A 19,396-nucleotide genomic window follows, 5' to 3' on the forward strand; every position below is an offset into this window, starting at 1 on the left:
GATTGACGGGTGGGGGGACGCGAGCAGCGGCCGTCATGTGACGAACGGAACTACCGGCCTCCGGGGTCCGTCGGTATCATCCCCGTCCCCTTTGTGAACAAGTGATGACGTCGGCAGTGCTGTCGGTCATCGCGGTCGAGCGCCATGTCCTCCCTGAACCCCCACGCCGCCGACGCGAAGCCGGCCGATGCCGGGTCCCCGGAATCCCGTGTTCCGGCGGTCCGCAGCGACGACAGCAAGCCGCTGTGCACCTCGGTTGCCGAGTGCATGGAAGCGTACTTCCGGACGCTGAACGGCCACGCGCCGAAGACCCTGAACCTGTACGACACCGTGCTCGAACAGGTCGAACCGCCGCTGCTGCGCGCCACGCTCGACTACTGCGATGGCAACCAGTCGCGTGCCGCCGAACTGCTCGGCCTGAACCGCGCCACGCTGCGCAAGAAGCTCACCCAGTACGGCATCAGCACGCGCTGAGCTGCTGCCGGAAAGCGCGCGTGCCGCCGGCAAGGCTGCGACCACGCAAGGCAGCTTCACCGGACCTGCAGGCCTGTCGATCGACCGCAACGCGCCTGCTGGCTGGCCTTCCCTGACACCCCGCTGTTGATGCCGTTCCAACCCACGAAACCACCATGACCCTGCTGAAACCGCGCCGCGCCCTGCTGTCCGTCTCCGACAAGTCCGGCATCGTCGAACTGGCGCAGGCCTTGAGCCAGCGCGGCATCGAGCTGCTGTCGACCGGCGGCACCTTCAAGCTGCTGCGCGACAAGGGCGTGGCGGTCACCGAAGTGTCGGCGCACACCGGCTTCCCGGAAATGATGGACGGCCGCGTCAAGACGCTGCATCCGAAGATCCACGGCGGCCTGCTCGGCCGGCGCGGCACCGACGACGCGGTGATGGCCGAGCACGGCATCGCCCCGATCGACATCCTGGTGCTGAACCTCTATCCGTTCGAGGCAACGGTCGCCAAGCCCGATCACACGTTCGAGGATGCAATCGAGAACATTGACATCGGCGGCCCGGCGATGCTGCGTTCGGCCGCGAAGAACCACGCCGATGTCGCTGTCGTGACCAAGGCTTCCCAGTACGCCGAACTGCTCGCTGAACTCGACCGCGAAGGCGGCATCACGAAGGCCACCCGCTTCCGGCTCGCGGTCGCCGCGTTCAACGGCGTGGCCGCCTACGACGCCGCTATCAGCGACTACCTGTCGGCGATCGAAGCAGACGGCAGCAAGGCGGCATTCCCGGGCCAGGCCAACCTGCGTTTCGAGAAGGTCATGGACCTGCGCTACGGCGAGAACCCGCACCAGAGCGCTGCGTTCTACCGCGACCTGAACCCGCTGCCCGGTACGCTCGGCACCTTCCAGCAGCTGCAAGGCAAGGAGCTGTCCTACAACAACATCGCCGATGCCGATGCCGCCTGGGAATGCGTGCGCAGCTTCGTCAAGCCGGCCTGCGTGATCGTCAAGCACGCCAATCCCTGCGGTGTCGCGGTCAGCCTCGATGGCATCGGCCAGGCCTACGAACTGGCCTACCAGACCGATCCCACGAGCGCTTTCGGCGGCATCATCGCCTTCAACCGCGAAGTCGATGCGGCGACCGCGAGCACGATGGTCGGCCGCCAGTTCATCGAAGTGCTGCTGGCGCCGAGCTACTCGAACGAGGCGTTGGAAGTCCTCAAGACCAAGGCCAATGTCCGCGTGCTGCTCATTCCGGCGGGTGCCGAGCACAACAGCCACGACATCAAGCGCGTCGGCTCCGGCCTGCTGATCCAGACCGCCGATACCCGGATGATCACGGAAGCCGAGCTGAAGGTGGTGACGAAGCGCGCACCCACCGAGGCCGAGCTGCACGACCTGATCTTCGCCTGGAAGGTCGCCAAGTTCGTGAAGTCCAACGCCATCGTCTACGCGAAGAATCGCCAGACGATCGGCGTCGGCGCCGGCCAGATGAGCCGCGTCTATTCAGCCCGCATTGCCGGCATCAAGGCCGCCGATGAAAAGCTGGTGGTGGCCGGTTCGGTGATGGCCTCGGACGCCTTCTTCCCGTTCCGCGACGGCATCGATGCGGCCGCCAAGGCCGGCATCGTCGCGGTCATCCAGCCGGGCGGCTCGATGCGCGACGTTGAGGTGATCGCGGCCGCCGATGAAGCCGGCATGGCGATGGTGTTCACCGGCGTGCGCCACTTCCGGCACTGATCGCGCGGGCGCTGAACCGGCCGCGTTCAGCGTGGCCGGTTCAGTGCTCCGAACGGAATGTGCACGCAGGGCAGGTCGGCCGCCGCCGGCCGCAGATGGCTCTGCTGGTCGTCGAAGAAGATGTGCGGCTTCAGCACCGCCAGCACCTGCCGCTTCTCGATGCCGCCGAGAAAGAACGCCTCGTTGGCGTTGACGCCCCAGTCGCGCAGCGTGGTCACCACCCGCTCGTGCGCCGGTGCATTGCGCGCCGTGACGATCGAGACCCGCAGCCGGCGCTCGTAGCTCCGATCGGTCAGCGCCCGCTCGTCCTCGATCGCCTGGATGTGCCGCAGCTTGCGCAGGAACGGCGCCAGCGGTCCCGGGCTGACCGGGATCGCCGCGTGGCGGCGTTCGTGCTGGTGGAACTCGTCGAGGCCGGCGCTCTGGAACACCGCTTCCGACTGATCGTCGGCCAGCACGCCGTCGAAATCGAAGGCGATGCGCAGTTCCTCGTCGCCGTCCTGATCGACGAACGCCGAATCCATGACCTGCCCCGCCGCGTGGCCGGCGGCGTTGGCGGCGCGCACGTCGGCCTCGTCGGCGGACAGGAACAGGCTGATCTCCAGCGCATCGATGTACGGGTGCGGCGAGCGTCCCTGCAGGAACACTGCGCGGCTGATGCCCAGACCGTGGGCGGCGATCGAATCCATGACCCGCAGGCCGGTGTCGGGATCGTTCTTCGACAGCAGGATCACCTCGACCAGCGGATCGCCGGGCCGCAGGCTGTTCAGCGACAGCAGCCGCTTGATGAACGGAAATGCCACACCGGGCGCCAGCACGCGGTGGCGATGCTCGCGCTGGTACTGGCGGTAGACCTCCTCGCCGGATTCGCGGAACACCTGGTGGGATTCGCGCAGATCGAACAGCGCGCTGGACGCGAGCCCGACCACCAGTCGGGACGCGAGGTCATAGGGCATCGGCTTTCAGGCAGGGCGGCAGCGATAACGCGCGGATCGTAGCGGATCGCGTCCGGCTGCCGGCCTGCGGCCCGCGCTACTTGCGCTCGATGCGGATATCGCCGCTGAAGCTCGACAGATCCACGCGTGCGCCGCGGCCATCGCCCCAGACGTATTCGCGCTTGCGGCTGGCGTGGTTCTCCACCGTGCGTGCGCCTTCGCATTCGACATCGCCGCTGAAGCTTTTCAGCACCGCCGTGCCGGCCAGCGACTGCGGCACGATCATGGTGATCTCGCCCGACAGCGACTGGCCGCTGATCTGAGCCGCCGCATCGAGCGCGACATCCAGGCGCATGTCGCCGCTGATCGACTTCAGCTTCATCTCGGAGAAGCGGCCACCGCGTAGCAGCTCGACATTGCCGGACACCGTTTCCAGCGCCAGCGCGCCGCCCAGACCGTCCAGCTCGAGGTCGCCGCTGACGCTGTTGATACGGGTCGTGCGCGCCGCCGGCGCCTTCAGCTTCAGATCGCCGCTGACGGTCTGCACGACGACCTCCGGCGAGGCCAGCACCAGACGCATGTCGCCGCTGACGGTGTTGACCTTCACCGGCCCGCGCGCGCCGTTGATGACGACATCGGCGCTGACCGATTCCAGGTCGACGCGGGCATTGCCCGGCACCTTCAGCTCCAGCACCGTGTCATGGCTGCTGCGCGATTTCTTCGGCAGCTTGACCACGACACTCAGCTCGTTGCTGTCGCCGCTGATGTCCAGCGTGTCCTGGCTGCTGCCGAGCCGGCCGCCGATCTGCACCTCGTTCCGGTCCCAGACCGACACGTCGATGATGCCGGCGACGTTGTTGACATAGACACGGCCGTTCGACTTCAGCGACCGGAGCTGGTCGATCACCGCGCCGCCGGCGTCGCTGCTGCCGTAGCGCGTGGCGCTGCCGGCTTCCGCCTCGGCGGCGGCGACCATCGCCTCGATGCGCAGCGCCTCGGCCTCCGCCATCTGCTCGAATCGGTGCTCGGCGGAGCCTTGGAGATCGGCGCTCAGCGGCTGCGAACGCGGGGCGGCCGGCGCGGCCGGGGCTTCGACGGCCGCTGCCGGCAGGCTGGCGGCCAGCCAGGCGGCAGCGAGGATGGCGATGCGGTGAGAACGCGGGCGGAACATGGCGTGAGGTCTCGGGACAAACAGCAATTCAGGGCGACGCAGCCAGCGCGGCCTGCAGGCCGCGCTGCTGCTGGCGGGCGCTGTCGAGCAGCGTCTGCAGGTAAGCGGCGTCATCGGGATCAGCGGCCATCGCCTTTTCGATCTGCGCCTCGGCGCTGTTGACGATCTTCAGGTTGGCGCGCACCAGCGCACGCGCTTCGCGGGACATCGGCCGGTAGCTGGCGCGCTGCAGCGCCGCCGCTTCCTCGCCGCCGCGGGTGTAGCCGATGGTGGCCGCAAAGGCTTCGGCGGACGGCCGCAGCGGCGCCTTCGCCACCTCGGCCGTCGCCTGCCCGCGCTCGGCGACAAGGCCGATCACGACCAGCAGAGAGGCCGCCAGCGAAGCAGCCGCCGCCCAGCCGCGCAACCGCAGCCGGCGGCGCGGCGCGCGGCTGTCGATCCGGGCGGCGATGCCGGTCCACAGGTCCTGCGCCGGCGCCAGATCGCGGCTCAACATCCGCAGCTCGGTGGCCAGCGCCTCGGGAAGCGTCAGCTGTTCGCGCTCGGCCGGATCGGCCAGGCGGGCGGCGATGCCGGGCCACAGGTCGCGGCCCGGCGCCTGGTCGCGACGCAGCGCCGCCAGCGCGGCGGACGGTGCTGCCGGCTCCGGCGACGCCGGACGCTGCGGGTCAGTGTGGCCACTCATGACAGCATCGCCTGCAGCAGGCGGCGCGCGCGGTGCAGCTGCGCCTTCGAGGTGCCGACGGCAATGCCGGTCAGCTCGCTGATCTCGTCGTGCTGGTAGCCCTCCACGTCGTACAGCATCAGCACGGTGCGGGCGCCTTTCGGCAGCTTGGCCAGCGCCCGCTCCAGATCGATGCGGCTGCCGAGATCTTCCTGGCGGATCGGCTCGATGGGGTCCAGGCCGGCGCTGCCGGCTTCGCCGTCGGCGCCGGGCTGGAACTCATCCTCGAAGGTCACCCAGCGGCGCAGCAGGCGATGCTCGCCGAGCACGACGTTGACCGTCAGCCGGTGCATCCAGGTGCTGAAGCGGCTTTCGCCACGAAAGCTGCCGAGCTTTTCCCAGGCGCGAACGAAGGCATCCTGGGTGGCCTGCTCGGCACGGGCGACATCGCCGTGGCAGAGGCGCAGGCACAGGCCGTAAATGCGATCGACATTGGCGCGGTACAGCTGCTCGAACGCCCGGGCGTCACCGGCTGCCGCCAGACGCGCCAGCTGATGATCCTCGGGCCCGGCGTCCGGGCCTGCGGCTGCGGCAGGCAGGGCAGCGTCCATCGTCATGGTCAGGGTCGCGGTCGTCATTGCTGCTCGGATGCGCCAGCGGCGGCGAGGGTTTGAAGCCAGGCCCGCCGTCGCGCCGGAAGCGGCCTGATAATACGACCGTTCACGGCGCCTTCCGGCCCGTCCATCGCATCCACTTTCCAGGCCTCCTGCCCATGTCCGTTGTCCATCAGCTGAAGGTTGCCAGTTCCGTGCTCGCGTCCACCGCCCGCGGCTGGCGCGGCAGTCTCTCGTTCCGGCCGACCACCCGGCAGCCCGAGAAGCTGCTGCGGCTGTACGAGTTCGAGGCCAGCCCGTTCTGCCGGCTGGTCCGCGAGGCGCTCAGCGAAATGGATCTGGACGTGCTGATCCTGCCCTGCCCGGCCGGCGGTACCCGGTTCCGACCGGAAGCGGTGCAGCTCGGCGGCAAGTCCCTGTTCCCGTTCCTGGTCGACCCCAACACCGGCCGCTCGCTGCACGAATCGGCCGACATCATCGACTACCTGGCCGAAACCTACGGCGGCCAGCTGCGTGCGCCGCGCGGCCTGCGGCGCACGGCGTCGATCGCGGCATCGGTCACCACCACACTGGCGCGCGCAGCACGCGGCCTGAAGGCGGCGCCTTCGAAAGCGCCAGCGCAGCCGCTGGCGCTGTACAGCTTCGAAGCGAGCCCGTACTCGCGGCTGGTGCGCGAGCGCCTCTGCGAACTGGAACTGCCCTACGTGCTGCACAACACCGCCAAGGCGCGCTGGGAGGATGTCGGCCCGCCGCAGATTCGCTCGACGTTCTTCCCCGAGCTGCCGGTGGAAGGTCGCAACCGCGTGGCGCTGCTGTCCCGCGCCGGCCGCGTGCAGGTGCCGTACCTGGTCGATCCGAACACCGGCACCGAGATGTTCGAGTCCGAGGCGATCCTGAGCTACCTCGATCGCATCTACGCCGCGTGAGCAGCGCGCTGGCCAGCCCTGCGTCGCTGTTCGCGACGGTCGCCCTCGCCCACGCGCTGGCGGTGATGAGCCCGGGACCGGATCTGGCGGTGATCACCCGGCAGACACTGGCGCACGGCCGCCGGGCCGGCCTGCTGACCGCGCTCGGCATCGCCAGCGGCATCACCTTCCATGTCGCCTACGGCATGTTTGGGCTGGCTTTCGCAATCGAACGCTACCCGGCGCTGCTGCAGCTGCTGCAGCTGGTCGGGGCGGCGCTACTGCTGTGGATCGGCTGGGGCGCGATCCGCGCCCGGCCGCTGACCGATCCGGCCAGCGCAGCGACGGCCGACGGCCAGCGCGCTGCCGGCGGCGATTTCACCATCGGGCTGGCCACCAATCTGCTGAACGTCAAGGCGATGCTGTTCTTCGTCGCCCTGTGTTCGGCGGTCATCACCGGCGCGACCTCGACCGCGCTGAAACTGGCGCTGAGCGCCTGGATGATCGTCGCCACCGGCCTGTGGTTCAGCTTCGTGGCCTGGACGCTCGGCCACCCGGCGGTGCGCCGGCGCCTGCTCGGCGTCGCCCACTGGATCGACCGCGTGATGGGCGTGCTGCTGATCGCGCTGGCGCTGGGCATGCTGGCGGCGCTGCTGCAGCGCTGAATCCGGCGCTGCCGCCGGGCTCTGCAGTTCAGTGCGCCCGCTTCCGGAACTGCCGTGGCGTGGCCGCGAAGGTCTTCCTCATCAGCCGACGCAGCGCCGTGGCATCCCGGTAACCCACCTGCTCGGCGATCCGCTCCACCGGCAGCTGGCTGGTTTCCAGCAACAGGCGCGCGCGCTTCAGGCGAACGAACTGGACCAGCGCGGACGTGCTGCGACCGGTTGCCGCCTGGACCCGGCGACTCAGCGTGCGCTCCGACATGCACAGCGTCGCCGCCAGCTCGACGATGCTCGGCACCTCCGGAAGCGACGCCTCGATTTTGGCGCTCAGCTCGGCGACCAGTGCATCGCCATTGGCCATCATGGCCGGCACGATGAAGGGCGCCTGCGCTTCGCGCCCATCAATCAGCAGCGCCCGGGCCACTGCTTCCGCCAGTTCGCCGCCGCAGTGCGAACGCAGCAACTGCAGCATCAGGTCGGTGTGCGCGAACGCGGCGCCGGCCGTCCAGATCGGCCCGTCACGGCTCACCATCCGGTTGGCATCGACCGCGCAGGCGGGTGCGCGTGCTTTCAGGTGCGGGGCCAGCCACCAGGTGGTTGTCGCCTTGCGTTGGTTCAGCAGCGCTGCTGCCTGCAGCAGGAACACGGCCGAACAGGACGCCGCGACGATGCCGTCATGGTCGACATGCGCCTGCAAGGCCTGCGCGGCTTGCGCGGCGTCGGGCTCGAGCAGGCGTGCATCGACTGCGGCCGGGGTGTTGGTCGCCAGCCCGGGGACGACCCACAGCGAGTCATCCGACCTGGCCGATGCTTTCAAGGCCTGCGCTTCGATCGACAAGCCATTGCTGAGACACACCTGGCCGCCGCCAGGCGTCACGACCCGCCAGCGGGGAGCTGCCTGCTTCAGCCGAGGCGCGATCGTCGCCGCTGCCGACAGCAAATCAAGGGAAGCCGCGACGGCCGTCGCGAAAGCGCCCCGCATGACCAGGATCGTGAAATCCATCGTATGTCTGAAAAAGCTTGAATAAAGTCAAATCTGACAATGCCATTCTTGGTATCGGAAGCGCGTAATGCAAGCCGTCACCGCCCTTCGGAATGCCCATGTCCCGCCCCGCCGTCGCGATCCCTGCCGCTGAAGCGCCGCTGCGCCTGCAGCGGTCCCGCTATCCCGAACCCTTTGCTTCGCGGATGGCCGGCCGCGACAAACGGCCGCTGGGCGAGTTGTTCGGCCTGGGCCATTTCGGCGTCAATCTCTGCCACCTGCAGCCGGGCGCGGTATCGGCGTTGCGGCACTGCCATAGCCGCCAGGACGAATTCGTCTATGTGCTCGAAGGCACGCCGACCCTGATCACCGATGCCGGCGCGACTGTGCTGGTGCCCGGCATGTGCGCCGGATTCAAGGCCGGCAGCGGCGATGCGCATTGCCTGCAGAACCGGACGTCGACCGGCGTGCTGTATCTCGAGATCGGCGACCGCACGCCTGGCGATGAAGCCCAATACCCGGACGACGACCTGCGGGCGCTGCCGGTCGACGGGCGCTGGGCGTTCTTTCACAAGGACGGACGACCCTATCCAGACGCCGGCGGGGCCGGCGCATGAGCGCGCAATGGCGGCACGCCGATGATCCTCTCGACGATACGGGGAATTCCGCGCTGACGACGATGCTGGAACCGTCGATGCTGGCGGCGGTGCTCTCGCAGCCGACCCTGCCGCTGTACGACCCCGCCGGCCCGGAAATCGCGCCCGACGAACTGGCCGCCGTCGCCAGCCGCTTGGAACGCGAGCATCTGAGCGTGCTCGCCTATCGCTTCGCGGGCGATCGCTACTGCCGCGCAGAACGTTTCGCCGCCTACGCCGAATCGCTGGGCGATCGATTCATCGCCCGCGTCCTGCCGGACAGCACCGCGAATCCCGACGCGCCTCCGCTCTTCACCGAGGTAGTCGCCTGTCCGCACAGCGTAGTGACCGCGCACCTGATCGACGAAGCCGGCCAGCCCACGCTGGCGGCGCGCGACGAAATCCTGGCCTATTTCCGCCAGCGGCTTGGCGCGTGAGGCCCGCATCGACGGGTCCGGCAGTCTCGCCCGGCATTGAGCTGTGGTTTGATTTCGCCAGCAGCGACAGCCACCTGAGCATCATGAGAATCGAAGCCGAAGCGATGAAGCATCAGTTGCCGGTGATCTGGAGGCCATTCCTGCTGGGGCCGGTCTTGCAGTCCCCGGGCCAGCGCACGTCGCCGTCCGTACCGCAGCGGCGGAAGGGCGAATACCGCTGGAAGGACATGGCCAGGCAGTGCCGCGAGCTGGCATCGCGATGGCGACTGCCCGGCCGCTTCCCGCGATCGGCACCGCTAGCCTTGCAGGTCGCCATGCTCGGGGCGGAGCAACGCTGGATCGGCGCCTACTGCCGCCGGGTAGCCCGGCTGAACGTCGCGCTGGCCTGCGATCTGGAGGATCCGGCCTTGGTCGAACAACTGCTGTCGGAACTGTGGCTGCCTGCGCAGCAGATCATCGCCGAGGCCCAGAGCGAGACCAACAGGCAGGCCCTGCAGGCTCAGACGGAAACGGCCCGGGCGCTCGGCCTGCCCGGCGCGCCAAGCTTCATCGTCGACGGCGCGCGGTTCTGCGGCAACGACCGGCTGGACGAGGCGCTGGCCTACGGCGCGGAACGTCGACTCGCGAGTGCTCGACATGCTCGCTGACAACATTGCGGTCGCCACGGCTGCGGATGCAGACGCCATTGCGCAGCTGGTCAATGCAGCGTACCGGCCAGCACCGGGCGGTGCCGGGTGGACGCATGAAAGTGCGCTGGTCAGCGGTCCTCGCGTCACGGCTGCGCAGGTCCGGAGCGCGTTGTCGCAGGCCGGCCGGCTCATCCTGGTGGCCAGAACGACGACCGGCATCGCGGCCTGCGTGGAAATCCGCAATCACGGCGCACGCTGTCTGCTCGGCATGCTGGCCGTCGCGCCCGCCGGCCAGTGCACGGGCCTTGGCAAACGGATGCTGGAACAGGCGGAGCGGCATGCCGCAGATATCTGGCATTGCTCGACAGTCCGCATCTCGGTGCTGTCCCAGCGCCGGGAACTGCTGTCCTTCTATCGTCGGCGCGGCTACCTGCCGACCGGACTGGTGACCCCGTACCCAGTTGCGGGCGGCGTTGGCGAGCCGCGGGTCGACGGACTGACGATCGACACGCTGGAAAAGGCACTTGTGCGCCATCGCGCGCCACCCGTGGAGCGGCCATGAGCTACGTGCTGATCATTCATGGCGTTCACGACTACGCCGCCTGGAAGGCAATCTTCGACGCTGCAGCCGGCGCCCGGAAAGCGGCGGGTGAGCGCCGCTACACGTTGCTTTGCGATGCCAGGGAGCCTCGGCGCGTCGTGCATTTCTCGCAGTGGACTTCCATCGACGAGGCACGCGCGTTCTTCGAATCGGCGGAACTGGTGGCGCTGCGTCGCAGGGCCGGAGTCGAGTCGCCCGAGTTCCATTACCTGCATGAGCTTGAGGTCGGCACTCTCTGAGCACCGGGCTCGCGAGGTCGAACAATCCGTCGACACCGCGCGTCGACAGGCCTTCGCAGGGATAACCGTCCGTCCCTGATCCGAAAGCCGACGGCAGCGCCGTTCAGCCCGGCTTGGCGATCGCCCGCCAGAGCATCTCGAACAGCACGTTGGCCTGCCGGGTCAGCGGTTCCTTCTGGCCTCGGTGGATGTACATCTGCACCAGGCGGGCGATGACGCCGAAGATGTAGTCGAGCAGGATCTTCTCGTCGACCTCGTCGTTCAGCACGCCCTTGGCGCGGCCCTCGCCAAGCACGCGGATGAAGGTGCTGAACAGCAGCGGGTTCTGGTAGTTGTCCTGCTTGCGCCAGGTGTTGACGTACACCGACGACATGATCAGCTGGGCGACCTTGGGGTTCTTCTCGAAGAAATCGAGCGTCACCCAGAACACCTTGCGGAACTTCTCCTTGAAATCCTCGATGCCCTGCAGGTGGTCGATCATCCGGGCGGCGAGCCGGCCCATCCAGGCGTCGAGGCAGGAAAAAAGTAGGGCCTCCTTGCTGCCGTAGTACTTGTAGATTGTCTGCAGGCTGACATTGGCGCCGCGCGCCACCTCGATCAGCCCGACGCGATGGAATTCCCTCTCGGAGAAGATGTCGAGCACCGCCTGCTCGATCCGCGCCCGGGTATCCGGATCAAGCGCCGCGCGATCGGCGGTAAGCACGCCATCTCTTCCACCATCTGCGGCACCGCCGCCGGCTTTCAAACGCATAGTCTGGCACTCGTCCGGTAATGGTTGTTACGTTCGGCCGCACGGCGCCCACCAAGGGTTTGACGCGCTGCGGCACGGTCTTTATGCTCGTTGCCACGCTTTCAGGCCAGCTACGGAACTGACCGCCGCGCCAGCGGCCGTCGTGGTGAAACGCTGAAGGCGATTGATCGTAATCAACATTACCCAAAGCTGCAAGGTAGTCGACTGCCACCGTCGATCCAGCGCTGGAAGCCTGTTCTCACCCCTCCTCAACCGCCGGCCGTGTAGCGGCCAACACCAGGGATTACCCGATGACCGAAGCCTATATTTTCGACGCCGTGCGGACGCCGCGCGGCAAGGGCAAGAAGGACGGCAGCCTGCATGAAGTGACGCCGGTCCACCTGCTCGGCAACCTGTTCAACGCACTCGAAACCCGCAACCGGCTCGATACCTCGCAGGTCGACGACGTGGTGATCGGCTGCGTGACGCCGGTCGGCGAACAGGGCGCGGACATCGCCCGCACGGCGGTGCTGTACTCCAACTGGGCCGAGAACGTGCCGGGCGTGACCCAGAGCCGCTTCTGCGCCTCGGGCCTGGAATCGGTGAACCTGGCGGCGATGAAGGTGATGTCCGGCCAGGAAGACCTGGTCGTGGCCGGCGGTGTGGAAAGCATGTCGCGCTGGCCGATGGGCAGCGACGGCGGCGCCTGGGCCATGGACCCGCGCATCAACGAGCAGCTCGGCTTTGCCCCGCAGGGCATCGGCGCCGACCTGATCGCGTCGCTGGAAGGCTTCAGCCGCCAGGACGTCGACGCCTTCGCCGTGCGTTCGCAGCAGCTGGCCGCCAAGGCCTGGGCCGAGCAGCGCTTCGCCAAGACCGTGGTGCCGGTGCGTGATCTCAACGGCATGATCGTGCTCGATCACGACGAAACCGTGCGCGGCTCGACCACCGTCGAAGCACTGGCCGGTCTGAAGGCGAGCTTCGAGCAGATGGGTCAGATGGGCTTCGACTCGACCGCGCTGCGCAAGTACACGACGCTGGAGAAGATCAACCACGTCCACCACGCCGGCAACTCGTCGGGCATCGTCGACGGTGCGGCGCTGATGCTGATCGGCTCGCAAGCCAAGGGCCAGCAGCTCGGGCTGAAGCCGCGCGCGCGCATCCGTTCGGTGGCGGTGATCGGCTCGGAGCCGACCATCATGCTGACCGGCATCGCACCGGCCGCCCAGAAGGCGCTGAAGAAGGCCGGCATGTCGGTGAAGGACATCGACCTGTTCGAGATCAACGAAGCCTTTGCCGCCGTGGTCATGAAGGCCGCGCGGGCGCTGGACATCGACATGGCCAAGGTGAACGTCAACGGCGGCTCGATCGCGATGGGCCATCCGCTCGGCGCCACCGGCTGCATCATCCTCGCCACCCTGCTCGATGAGCTGGAGCGGACCGACAAGCAGGTCGGCCTGGCCAGCCTGTGCGTCGGCGCCGGCATGGGCATCGCCACGATCATCGAGCGCGTCTGAGCGCGGCCACCGTCCCTGGAAGCAAGGCCCGGCAAGCACCGTTCCGCAAACGCGCCGTCCTGCCGTTTGCCGCCTCGTCCGTCGCCGAACGATGCGGTGCCGATGCCCGTCATCCGGTCTTGCAGATTACGAATTCAATCGAGAAATCCTCATGAGTGCAGTGCAACTGACGGTTGATGCCGATGGCATCGCCACCCTGACGATGAACCTGGCCGACCGGCCGATGAACGTGTTGAGCGACGCCCTGATGGGACCGTTCTCCGACGCCATCGCCAAGGTCGAGGCCGACGCTTCGATCAAGGGCCTGATCGTGACCTCCGGCAAGAAGGAATTCCTTGCCGGTGCGGACATCGACGGCGTGTTCCTGATGACCGATCCGAAGCTGGCCTTCGACGCCGCTGAGGCGTTCAAGAAGATCCTGCGCCGGATGGAGCTGTGCGGCCGGCCGGTCGTCGCGGCGCTGAACGGCACCGCGCTGGGCGGCGGCCTCGAAATGGCGCTGGCCACGCATTACCGCGTCGCGATCAACGATCCGAAGGCCAAGTTCGGCCTGCCGGAAGTCAAGCTCGGCCTGCTGCCGGGCGGCGGCGGCACCCAGCGCCTGCCACGCATGATCGGCATCCAGGCGAGCCTGCCGCTAATGCTGGAAGGCAAGGAGCTGAGCGCCGAAGCGGCCAAGCAGCAGGGCATCGTCAACGAGCTGGCAACCGATGCCGCCGACCTGCTGGCCAAGGCCAAGAGCTGGTGCCTCGCCAATCCGAAGCCGGTCCAGCCCTGGGACGACAAGAAGTTCAAGTGGCCGGGCGGTGACTCGCGCCATCCGGCCGTGGTGCAGATGCTGGCGATCGCGCCGTCGATGGCGACCGCGAAGTCGCAGGGCAACTACCCGGCGGTCACCAACATCATGAGCTGCGTCTACGAAGGCGGCATCGTCGACTTCGAATCCGGCTGCCGCATCGAATCGCGCTACTTCGCCAACCTGGTGGTCAGCCAGGTGTCGAAGAACATGATCGGCACCTTGTGGTTCCAGCTGAACTCGATCAACAAGGGCAAGAGCCGTCCGGAAGGCATCCCGAAGGCCAAGACGACCAAGGTCGGCATCCTCGGCGCCGGCATGATGGGTGCCGGCATCGCCTACGTGTCGGCCAAGGTCGGTATCGAATGCGTGCTGCTCGACTCGACGATCGAAGCCGCCGAGCGCGGCAAGGCCTATTCGGCCGGCCTGCTCGACAAGGCGATCAAGAAAGGCCGCGAAACCCCGGCCGGCAAGGGCGTGTTCCTGGACCGCATCAAGGCGACCACCGACTACGCCGACCTCGCCGGCTGCGATCTGGTCATCGAAGCAGTGTTCGAAGACCGCGCGATCAAGGCTGACGTGACCAAGAAGACCGAAGCCGTGCTCGGCGCCGACGTCGTCTTCGCGTCCAACACCTCGACCTTGCCGATCACCGGCCTGGCCAAGGCGCACTCGAAGGCCGAGAACTTCATCGGCCTGCACTTCTTCTCGCCGGTCGACAAGATGCCGCTGGTCGAGATCATCATGGGCGAGAAGACCAGCAAGGAGACGCTGGCCAAGGGCTTCGACTACGTTCAGCAGATCAAGAAGACGCCGATCGTGGTCAACGACTCGCGCGGCTTCTACACCAGCCGCTCGTTCGCGACCTACGTCAACGAAGGCCTGGCGCTGCTCAACGAAGGCCAGCACCCGCGCGCCATCGAGATGGCAGGGCTGAAGGCCGGCATGCCGGTCGGCCCGCTGGCGCTGCAGGACGAGGTGTCGATGAGCCTGTCGCTGCACGTCATGGAGCAGACCCGGAAGGACTTCGCCGAGGAAGGCAAGACCTACGCGGCCTCGGCCAGCGAGCCGGTCGTGCTGAAGATGGTCAAGGAGCTGGATCGTCCGGGCAAGAAGGCGGGCCGCGGCTTCTATGACTATCCGGAAGCCGGCACCAAGGGCGAGAAGAAGCTGTGGCCGGGTCTGGCCCAGGCCTTCCCGCTGGCGACGACGCAGATGAGCCAGCAGGAAATGATCGACCGCATGATGTTCGCGCAAGCCAACGAGGCGGCGCGCTGCTTCGAGGAGAAGGTGGTGCTGACGGTGGCCGATACCAACATCGGCTCGATCTTCGGCTGGGGCTTCGCGCCGCACCAGGGCGGCGCGCTGCAGTTCATCAATGCCTACGGCGTTGCGAAGTTCGTCAAGCGGGCCGAGGAACTGGCCGCCAAGTACGGCCCGCGCTTCAAGCCTGCGGCGCTGCTGGTGAAGATGGCGGCCGAGGGCAAGCGCTTCGAGTAAGCCCGGCACTCAGGGTACTGACGGCGCGGAAGACTCCCGTCTTCCGCGCCGTCGTCGTTTTCGGGCAGACCGCGCATCGCGCGGCGATCACGACTGCAGCAGCAACAGCGGCGGGGACATTCGCCCGCTTTGCCCGACGCCGCCCTCACCTGACACTCTTGGCAGGTTGCCCGTTTCCGGGCACGATCCGCTTCGCCCGCCGCTGTGTCCTGAACCGAACTTTGCACACTGGCTCAGGCGTCTCGGATCGACATCCCCACGGATGACGGCCAGCGCGCCAACCCGGTTCGCCAGCGGAATCCGGCCAGCACGCCCACCTCGATTTTTCTGCTGCACCACTCTTCGAGAACGCTTCGCCATGACGCAAGAAACCCGTTGTCGCCACTCCTCGCGCCTTCCGCGCGCCATGCTGCCGTCGTTGCTGACGGCGGCCGTCGGGCTCGCCGCCAGCGCGGTCAGCGTTCCCGCTTCGGCCCAATTGCTGGGCGGCGGCCTGCTGTCATCGCCGGGCCGGCTCACGGTCGGCTGCCCGTTCGTCACCAACACTGCGAAGGAACGCAACACCGGCTTCCTCGATGACAACGCGGCCTACGGCATCGCCCAGATTCCGCTGTCGATCCCGGACGGCGCGAGCATCCGCATCGAAGGCCTGTACTCGCGGGTGCGCTATTTCTCGCTGCAGTCCTACGACGGCGCGCGTGCCGGCAACTACATCGATGCGATCGCCGATGCCCGCATCGTGCCGACCGCCGGCGGCGCGCTGAATCCGAACGTGGCCCTGGTGCCGGCGGCACCGTACGGCGCCGATTACACGGTCAAGCTCCGTTACGCCGATCCGCCGGCCAACCCGGCCTTCCGCGAAGCCAACACGCTGTACGTCGGCGCCCCGGACAACCGAACCAGCCCGACCCGTGTCGCCAAGCAGATCATCTACCGCATCTACCTGCCGAACCCGGGTGCCGACGCCTTCGGCAGCACGCCGATTCCGCGCCTGTTCTACAGCGGCCCGACCGGCCAGATCGCCTTCACCAACACGCCGGACCGCCGCCAGTGCGATCGCATTGAAACGGCGTCGCAGACCACGCGGACGGTCAATCCGGCGATTCTGCCGAAGCGCGACATCATCTTCGAACCGATCACCCGCGCGCAGGACCGCGTGCTGTATCCGAACGGTGATTCGAACTACCTGCGGGCCGCCTCGTCGCAGAATTTCGGCGACCTCGTGGTGATCCGCACCCTGCCGTTCCGCACCCCGCCGGTGCCGCCGCTGCTGCGCAGCGATGGCGAGCCGGACGTCCGCTACGCTTCGATCTGCCACTACGGCCTCGGCACCTCGGAAGTGGCGTCCTGCGTGGCCGATCGCGATGCCGTGGCGCAGGCCGATGGCTACGAAGTGCACGCGATCTCGACCACCAGCGGTCGCCCGCGCACCGCGACCCGCGCCGCCGGCGTCAACTGGCAGCCCTGGGGCGATACCCGCAGCGAACTGATCGTGATCCGCCAGATCCTGGCGCGGCCGGGCTTCTCCGGTGACTACCTCCGGGCGATCAACAACCCGAACCTGCCGCTGGCGCTGACGCTCGGCAGCTATGCGCCGGAAATCACCTACTGCCGCCGCGCGGTCTTCGATGCCTACTCCGCCAGCGGCAGCCGTGCGCTGATGAACGCCTGCCGGACCGAGTTCGCCAGCAATCGTCGCTGAGGTCTGCCGGCCTCCGATCGCCACCCGTGGCGACCGGAGGCCGCGCTGCCATCGGCTTGGCCGACGGCAGCGGCGATGATCGCGATCGTCGAGGCAGCCCGTGCCGGCCTGTTCGGCCGTCCGCACTGGCCGGCCAACCTGCTGGCTGGACTGGTGGTCGGGGTGGTGTCGCTGCCGCTGTCGATGGCCTTCGCGATCGCCTCCGGCGTCACGCCGCAGCAGGGCTTGATCACGGCTGTGGTCGCGGGCCTGATCGTTGCCGTGCTGGGCGGCACCCGGGTCCAGATCGCTGGCCCCACGGGCGCCTTCGTCGCCATCCTGTCCGGCATCACGGCCAGCCACGGGCGTGATGGCCTGCTGCTGGCCGGGTTGATGGCCGGGGCTCTGCTTATCCTGCTGTCCCTGGCCCGGATGGGCCGCGCGATCCGCCATGTGCCGCCGGCGGTGATCCTCGGCTTCACGTCCGGCATCGGGCTGGTGATTCTCGCCAACCAGCTACCCGCCTTTCTCGGGCTGCCGGCGCCGCCGGCGGCGCCGTTCCACGTCCGCACCGGCCGCCTGCTGCAATCCCTGCCAGCCGCCCATCTCGCCACCACCCTGCTGGCCGGCTTCAGTCTGCTGCTGATGCAATACGGCCCTCGCCTGCCCGGCTGCAGCCGGATCCCCGGGCCACTGCTGGCGATGGTCGCGGCGACGCTCGTGCAAGCGCAGTTCGGCTTCGCAGGCGTGCGCACCATCGGCGATACCTATGGCGCGATTGCCGCCAGCTGGCCCGCGCCGACCGTGCCGGACGCCAGCCCCGCGCGGCTGCTGGGCTTGCTGCCGGCGGCGCTGTCGATCGCCCTGCTCGGCGCGCTGGAATCCCTGCTCGCGGCGCGGGTCACCGATCCGCGACACGACGGCAACCAGGAACTGCTGGCGCAGGGTCTCGCCAACATCGCGGCACCGCTGTTCGGCGGCCTGGCCGCCAGTGGCGCGCTTGGCCGCACGGCGACCAGCGTGCGGATGGGCGCCACCAGCCCGCTAGCCGGGATCACCCACGCCGTCGTGCTGCTGCTGATCCTGCTGGTATTGGGGCCACTAGCGGCCCGGGTGCCGATGTGCGCGCTGGCGGCGATCCTGGTCGGCGTGTCCTGGCACCTGATGGAACTGCCGAAGCTGCAGACGACGCTGCGAACCGCGCCGACGATCGAGGTCGTCGCCTTGCTCGTCACCTACGGGCTGACGCTGTACGCGAACCTGGTGATCGCCGTCGGCGCCGGCGTGGCGGTAGCGCTGCTCGGCCGGCGCAGCCATCGGCTGACCGGAAACTGACGTCGCGCCGAAACCGGCGCGCAGCACTCAGGCGTCCGGTTCGCCCGACTTGACGATCCGCAGCTTCGGCCGGCCGCTCGGCTTCGGCGCTTCCGGCGGCGGCGGTGGCGGGTCCTCGGTCGTCGACGGCGTTTCCGGCTCGCCGAACACCACGCCCTCGCCGTTCTCGCGCGCGTAGATCGCCAGCACGGCACCGCAGGGCACGATGATGTCCTGGGCACGGCCGCCGAAGCGCGCCGAGAAAAAGATCGGATCGTGGTCGATGTTTAGGTCACGCACCGCCATGCCGCCGATGTCGAGCGCGATGCGACCGTCCTTGACGAACTGCATCGGCACCGTCACGCCGGGCTGGTTCGCCGCGACCAGCAGGTACGGCGTGAAGCCGTTGTCGAGCGTCCACTGGTAGATCGCGCGGATCAGGTACGGACGACGTGACTTGGAGGGCTGGGCCATCGAACGGGAACCTTCAGACGCGGCGGCGCGATGCGCTGGCCGGTGCCGCTGCGGCAGGGTGGAAACAGCGTTGGAAGCCGGGCCGCGCGAACATCCGGGCGGCATAGGCAGTGACACTGGCCGCTTCCGGCGGCAGCGCCAGGCCGGCCGCCTGCACCCGGCGCAGCAGCACCGTCCAGGCGGTATCGGCCAGCGAATATTCCGGCCCCAGCATGTGACCACGCGCCGGGAAAAAGCGGGCGCCCGCCTTCAGTCCGTCGACCAGCTGCTTGCGGGCCGACGTCGCCTCGCCGCCCGTACCGGCAAGTGCTGCCGCCAGCGGAAATAGTTCCTGCTCGATCCGCTGGGCACTCATCCGAACCCGCGCACGGCCTGCGGGGTCCTGCGGCATCAACGGCGGATGCGGATAGCGCTCGTCGAGATACTCGACGATCACCCGGGCACCGGAGATCACCCCTTCGCGGTCAGCTAGCGTCGGCAGCGATTGCGCGGGATTCAGCACCAGGAAATCCTCGTCGACTCGGCCCGCCGTGATCGCCTTGACCACCGCCGTATCGACATCCTTCTCGGCCAGCACCAGCCGCGCCCAGTCGCTGTCCGGCGAATCCGGGGCGATGTAGAGCGTCAGGCCCGCATTGGCGGCGGGCTTGACGGGCGGCATCGGAACGCGGGCACGCATGCGCAGGGCCATTTCAGCGCCTGCGCGATGGCGGCC

The 19,396-nt window shown here is 68.1% G+C and carries 20 protein-coding genes and 1 pseudogene; 13 read left to right on the forward strand and 8 right to left on the reverse strand.

Features of this window, described 5'->3' with window-relative positions:
• Positions 1-144 precede the first annotated feature (144 nt).
• Positions 145-474, forward strand: coding sequence for a helix-turn-helix domain-containing protein (locus tag ACTIGJ_RS13355; RefSeq protein WP_439640822.1), 330 nt, complete (start codon positions 145-147; stop codon positions 472-474).
• A 155-nt stretch (positions 475-629) separates the two neighbouring features.
• Positions 630-2,195 carry a bifunctional phosphoribosylaminoimidazolecarboxamide formyltransferase/IMP cyclohydrolase gene (gene purH, locus ACTIGJ_RS13360; protein ID WP_439640823.1) on the forward strand — a complete coding sequence of 522 codons (1,566 nt, stop codon included), beginning with the start codon at positions 630-632 and terminating at the stop codon, positions 2,193-2,195.
• Between the two features lie 26 nt (positions 2,196-2,221).
• On the opposite strand, the gene ACTIGJ_RS13365 is transcribed toward purH, so the two are convergent.
• The 4 genes from ACTIGJ_RS13365 to ACTIGJ_RS13380 form a co-directional block, all read right to left on the reverse strand.
• A complete protein-coding gene (locus ACTIGJ_RS13365; RefSeq protein WP_439640824.1) occupies positions 2,222-3,151 on the reverse strand; it encodes a 5'-nucleotidase in 930 nt (309 codons plus the stop codon).
• 76 nt (positions 3,152-3,227) lie between these two features.
• The gene (locus tag ACTIGJ_RS13370; protein ID WP_439640825.1) at positions 3,228-4,301 is read right to left on the reverse strand and encodes a DUF4097 family beta strand repeat-containing protein; all 1,074 of its coding nucleotides are present in this window, start codon (positions 4,299-4,301) and stop codon (positions 3,228-3,230) included.
• Between the two features lie 28 nt (positions 4,302-4,329).
• A complete protein-coding gene (locus tag ACTIGJ_RS13375) occupies positions 4,330-4,986 on the reverse strand; it encodes a hypothetical protein (RefSeq protein WP_439640826.1) in 657 nt (218 codons plus the stop codon).
• The gene (locus tag ACTIGJ_RS13380; protein WP_439640827.1) at positions 4,983-5,603 is read right to left on the reverse strand and encodes an RNA polymerase sigma factor; all 621 of its coding nucleotides are present in this window, start codon (positions 5,601-5,603) and stop codon (positions 4,983-4,985) included. Before ACTIGJ_RS13380 ends, ACTIGJ_RS13375 begins: the two co-directional genes overlap by 4 nt.
• Before the next feature lie 134 nt (positions 5,604-5,737).
• On the opposite strand from ACTIGJ_RS13380, the gene ACTIGJ_RS13385 reads away from it, so the two are divergent.
• A complete protein-coding gene (locus ACTIGJ_RS13385) occupies positions 5,738-6,505 on the forward strand; it encodes a glutathione S-transferase N-terminal domain-containing protein (RefSeq protein WP_439640828.1) in 768 nt (255 codons plus the stop codon).
• Entirely contained in the window at positions 6,502-7,149 is a 648-nt protein-coding gene (locus ACTIGJ_RS13390) for a LysE family transporter (RefSeq protein WP_439640829.1), read from the forward strand. Before ACTIGJ_RS13385 ends, ACTIGJ_RS13390 begins: the two co-directional genes overlap by 4 nt.
• A 28-nt stretch (positions 7,150-7,177) precedes the next feature.
• Here the strand turns inward: ACTIGJ_RS13390 and ACTIGJ_RS13395 are convergent, their stop codons facing one another.
• Entirely contained in the window at positions 7,178-8,149 is a 972-nt protein-coding gene (locus ACTIGJ_RS13395; RefSeq protein ID WP_439640830.1) for a GlxA family transcriptional regulator, read from the reverse strand.
• A 92-nt stretch (positions 8,150-8,241) separates the two neighbouring features.
• Between ACTIGJ_RS13395 and ACTIGJ_RS13400 the strand changes: the two genes are divergently transcribed.
• From ACTIGJ_RS13400 to ACTIGJ_RS13420, 5 genes and pseudogenes are all read left to right on the forward strand, one after another.
• The gene (locus tag ACTIGJ_RS13400; protein WP_439640831.1) at positions 8,242-8,745 is read left to right on the forward strand and encodes a cupin domain-containing protein; all 504 of its coding nucleotides are present in this window, start codon (positions 8,242-8,244) and stop codon (positions 8,743-8,745) included.
• A gap of 38 nt (positions 8,746-8,783) precedes the next feature.
• Positions 8,784-9,200: pseudogene (locus tag ACTIGJ_RS13405) on the forward strand (dienelactone hydrolase family protein); the annotation flags it as partial.
• A complete protein-coding gene (locus ACTIGJ_RS13410) occupies positions 9,197-9,847 on the forward strand; it encodes a 2-hydroxychromene-2-carboxylate isomerase (RefSeq protein WP_439640832.1) in 651 nt (216 codons plus the stop codon). The pseudogene ACTIGJ_RS13405 and the gene ACTIGJ_RS13410, both read left to right, overlap by 4 nt.
• Complete coding sequence (locus ACTIGJ_RS13415; protein ID WP_439640833.1) at positions 9,837-10,391, forward strand: GNAT family N-acetyltransferase; 555 nt, start codon at positions 9,837-9,839, stop codon at positions 10,389-10,391. The genes ACTIGJ_RS13410 and ACTIGJ_RS13415 overlap by 11 nt, the downstream gene beginning before the upstream one ends.
• The gene (locus tag ACTIGJ_RS13420; protein WP_439640834.1) at positions 10,388-10,669 is read left to right on the forward strand and encodes an antibiotic biosynthesis monooxygenase; all 282 of its coding nucleotides are present in this window, start codon (positions 10,388-10,390) and stop codon (positions 10,667-10,669) included. The genes ACTIGJ_RS13415 and ACTIGJ_RS13420 overlap by 4 nt, the downstream gene beginning before the upstream one ends.
• Before the next feature lie 103 nt (positions 10,670-10,772).
• On the opposite strand, the gene ACTIGJ_RS13425 is transcribed toward ACTIGJ_RS13420, so the two are convergent.
• A complete protein-coding gene (locus tag ACTIGJ_RS13425; RefSeq protein WP_439640835.1) occupies positions 10,773-11,372 on the reverse strand; it encodes a TetR/AcrR family transcriptional regulator in 600 nt (199 codons plus the stop codon).
• A 338-nt stretch (positions 11,373-11,710) separates the two neighbouring features.
• Here ACTIGJ_RS13425 and ACTIGJ_RS13430 point away from each other — a divergent pair, with 338 nt between their 5' ends.
• The 4 genes from ACTIGJ_RS13430 to ACTIGJ_RS13445 all read left to right on the forward strand — a co-directional run bounded on the left by ACTIGJ_RS13430 (position 11,711) and on the right by ACTIGJ_RS13445 (position 18,228).
• Entirely contained in the window at positions 11,711-12,916 is a 1,206-nt protein-coding gene (locus tag ACTIGJ_RS13430; RefSeq protein WP_439640836.1) for an acetyl-CoA C-acetyltransferase, read from the forward strand.
• A 151-nt stretch (positions 12,917-13,067) separates the two neighbouring features.
• Positions 13,068-15,212, forward strand: coding sequence for a 3-hydroxyacyl-CoA dehydrogenase NAD-binding domain-containing protein (locus ACTIGJ_RS13435; RefSeq protein ID WP_439640837.1), 2,145 nt, complete (start codon positions 13,068-13,070; stop codon positions 15,210-15,212).
• Positions 15,213-15,618: 406 nt separating this feature from the next.
• On the forward strand, positions 15,619-16,914 hold the full coding sequence (locus ACTIGJ_RS13440) for a hypothetical protein (RefSeq protein WP_439640838.1): 1,296 nt from the start codon (positions 15,619-15,621) through the stop codon (positions 16,912-16,914).
• Positions 16,915-16,989: 75 nt separating this feature from the next.
• Entirely contained in the window at positions 16,990-18,228 is a 1,239-nt protein-coding gene (locus ACTIGJ_RS13445) for a SulP family inorganic anion transporter (RefSeq protein ID WP_439640839.1), read from the forward strand.
• Between the two features lie 27 nt (positions 18,229-18,255).
• Here ACTIGJ_RS13445 and ACTIGJ_RS13450 read toward each other — a convergent pair whose 3' ends face one another.
• A complete protein-coding gene (locus ACTIGJ_RS13450) occupies positions 18,256-18,681 on the reverse strand; it encodes a ClpXP protease specificity-enhancing factor (RefSeq protein WP_439640840.1) in 426 nt (141 codons plus the stop codon).
• Positions 18,682-18,694: 13 nt separating this feature from the next.
• Complete coding sequence (locus ACTIGJ_RS13455) at positions 18,695-19,342, reverse strand: glutathione S-transferase N-terminal domain-containing protein (protein ID WP_439640841.1); 648 nt, start codon at positions 19,340-19,342, stop codon at positions 18,695-18,697.
• Positions 19,343-19,396 lie beyond the last annotated feature (54 nt).

It is taken from the genome of Nevskia sp. (genome assembly GCF_051860985.1).
Classification (GTDB): domain Bacteria; phylum Pseudomonadota; class Gammaproteobacteria; order Nevskiales; family Nevskiaceae; genus Nevskia.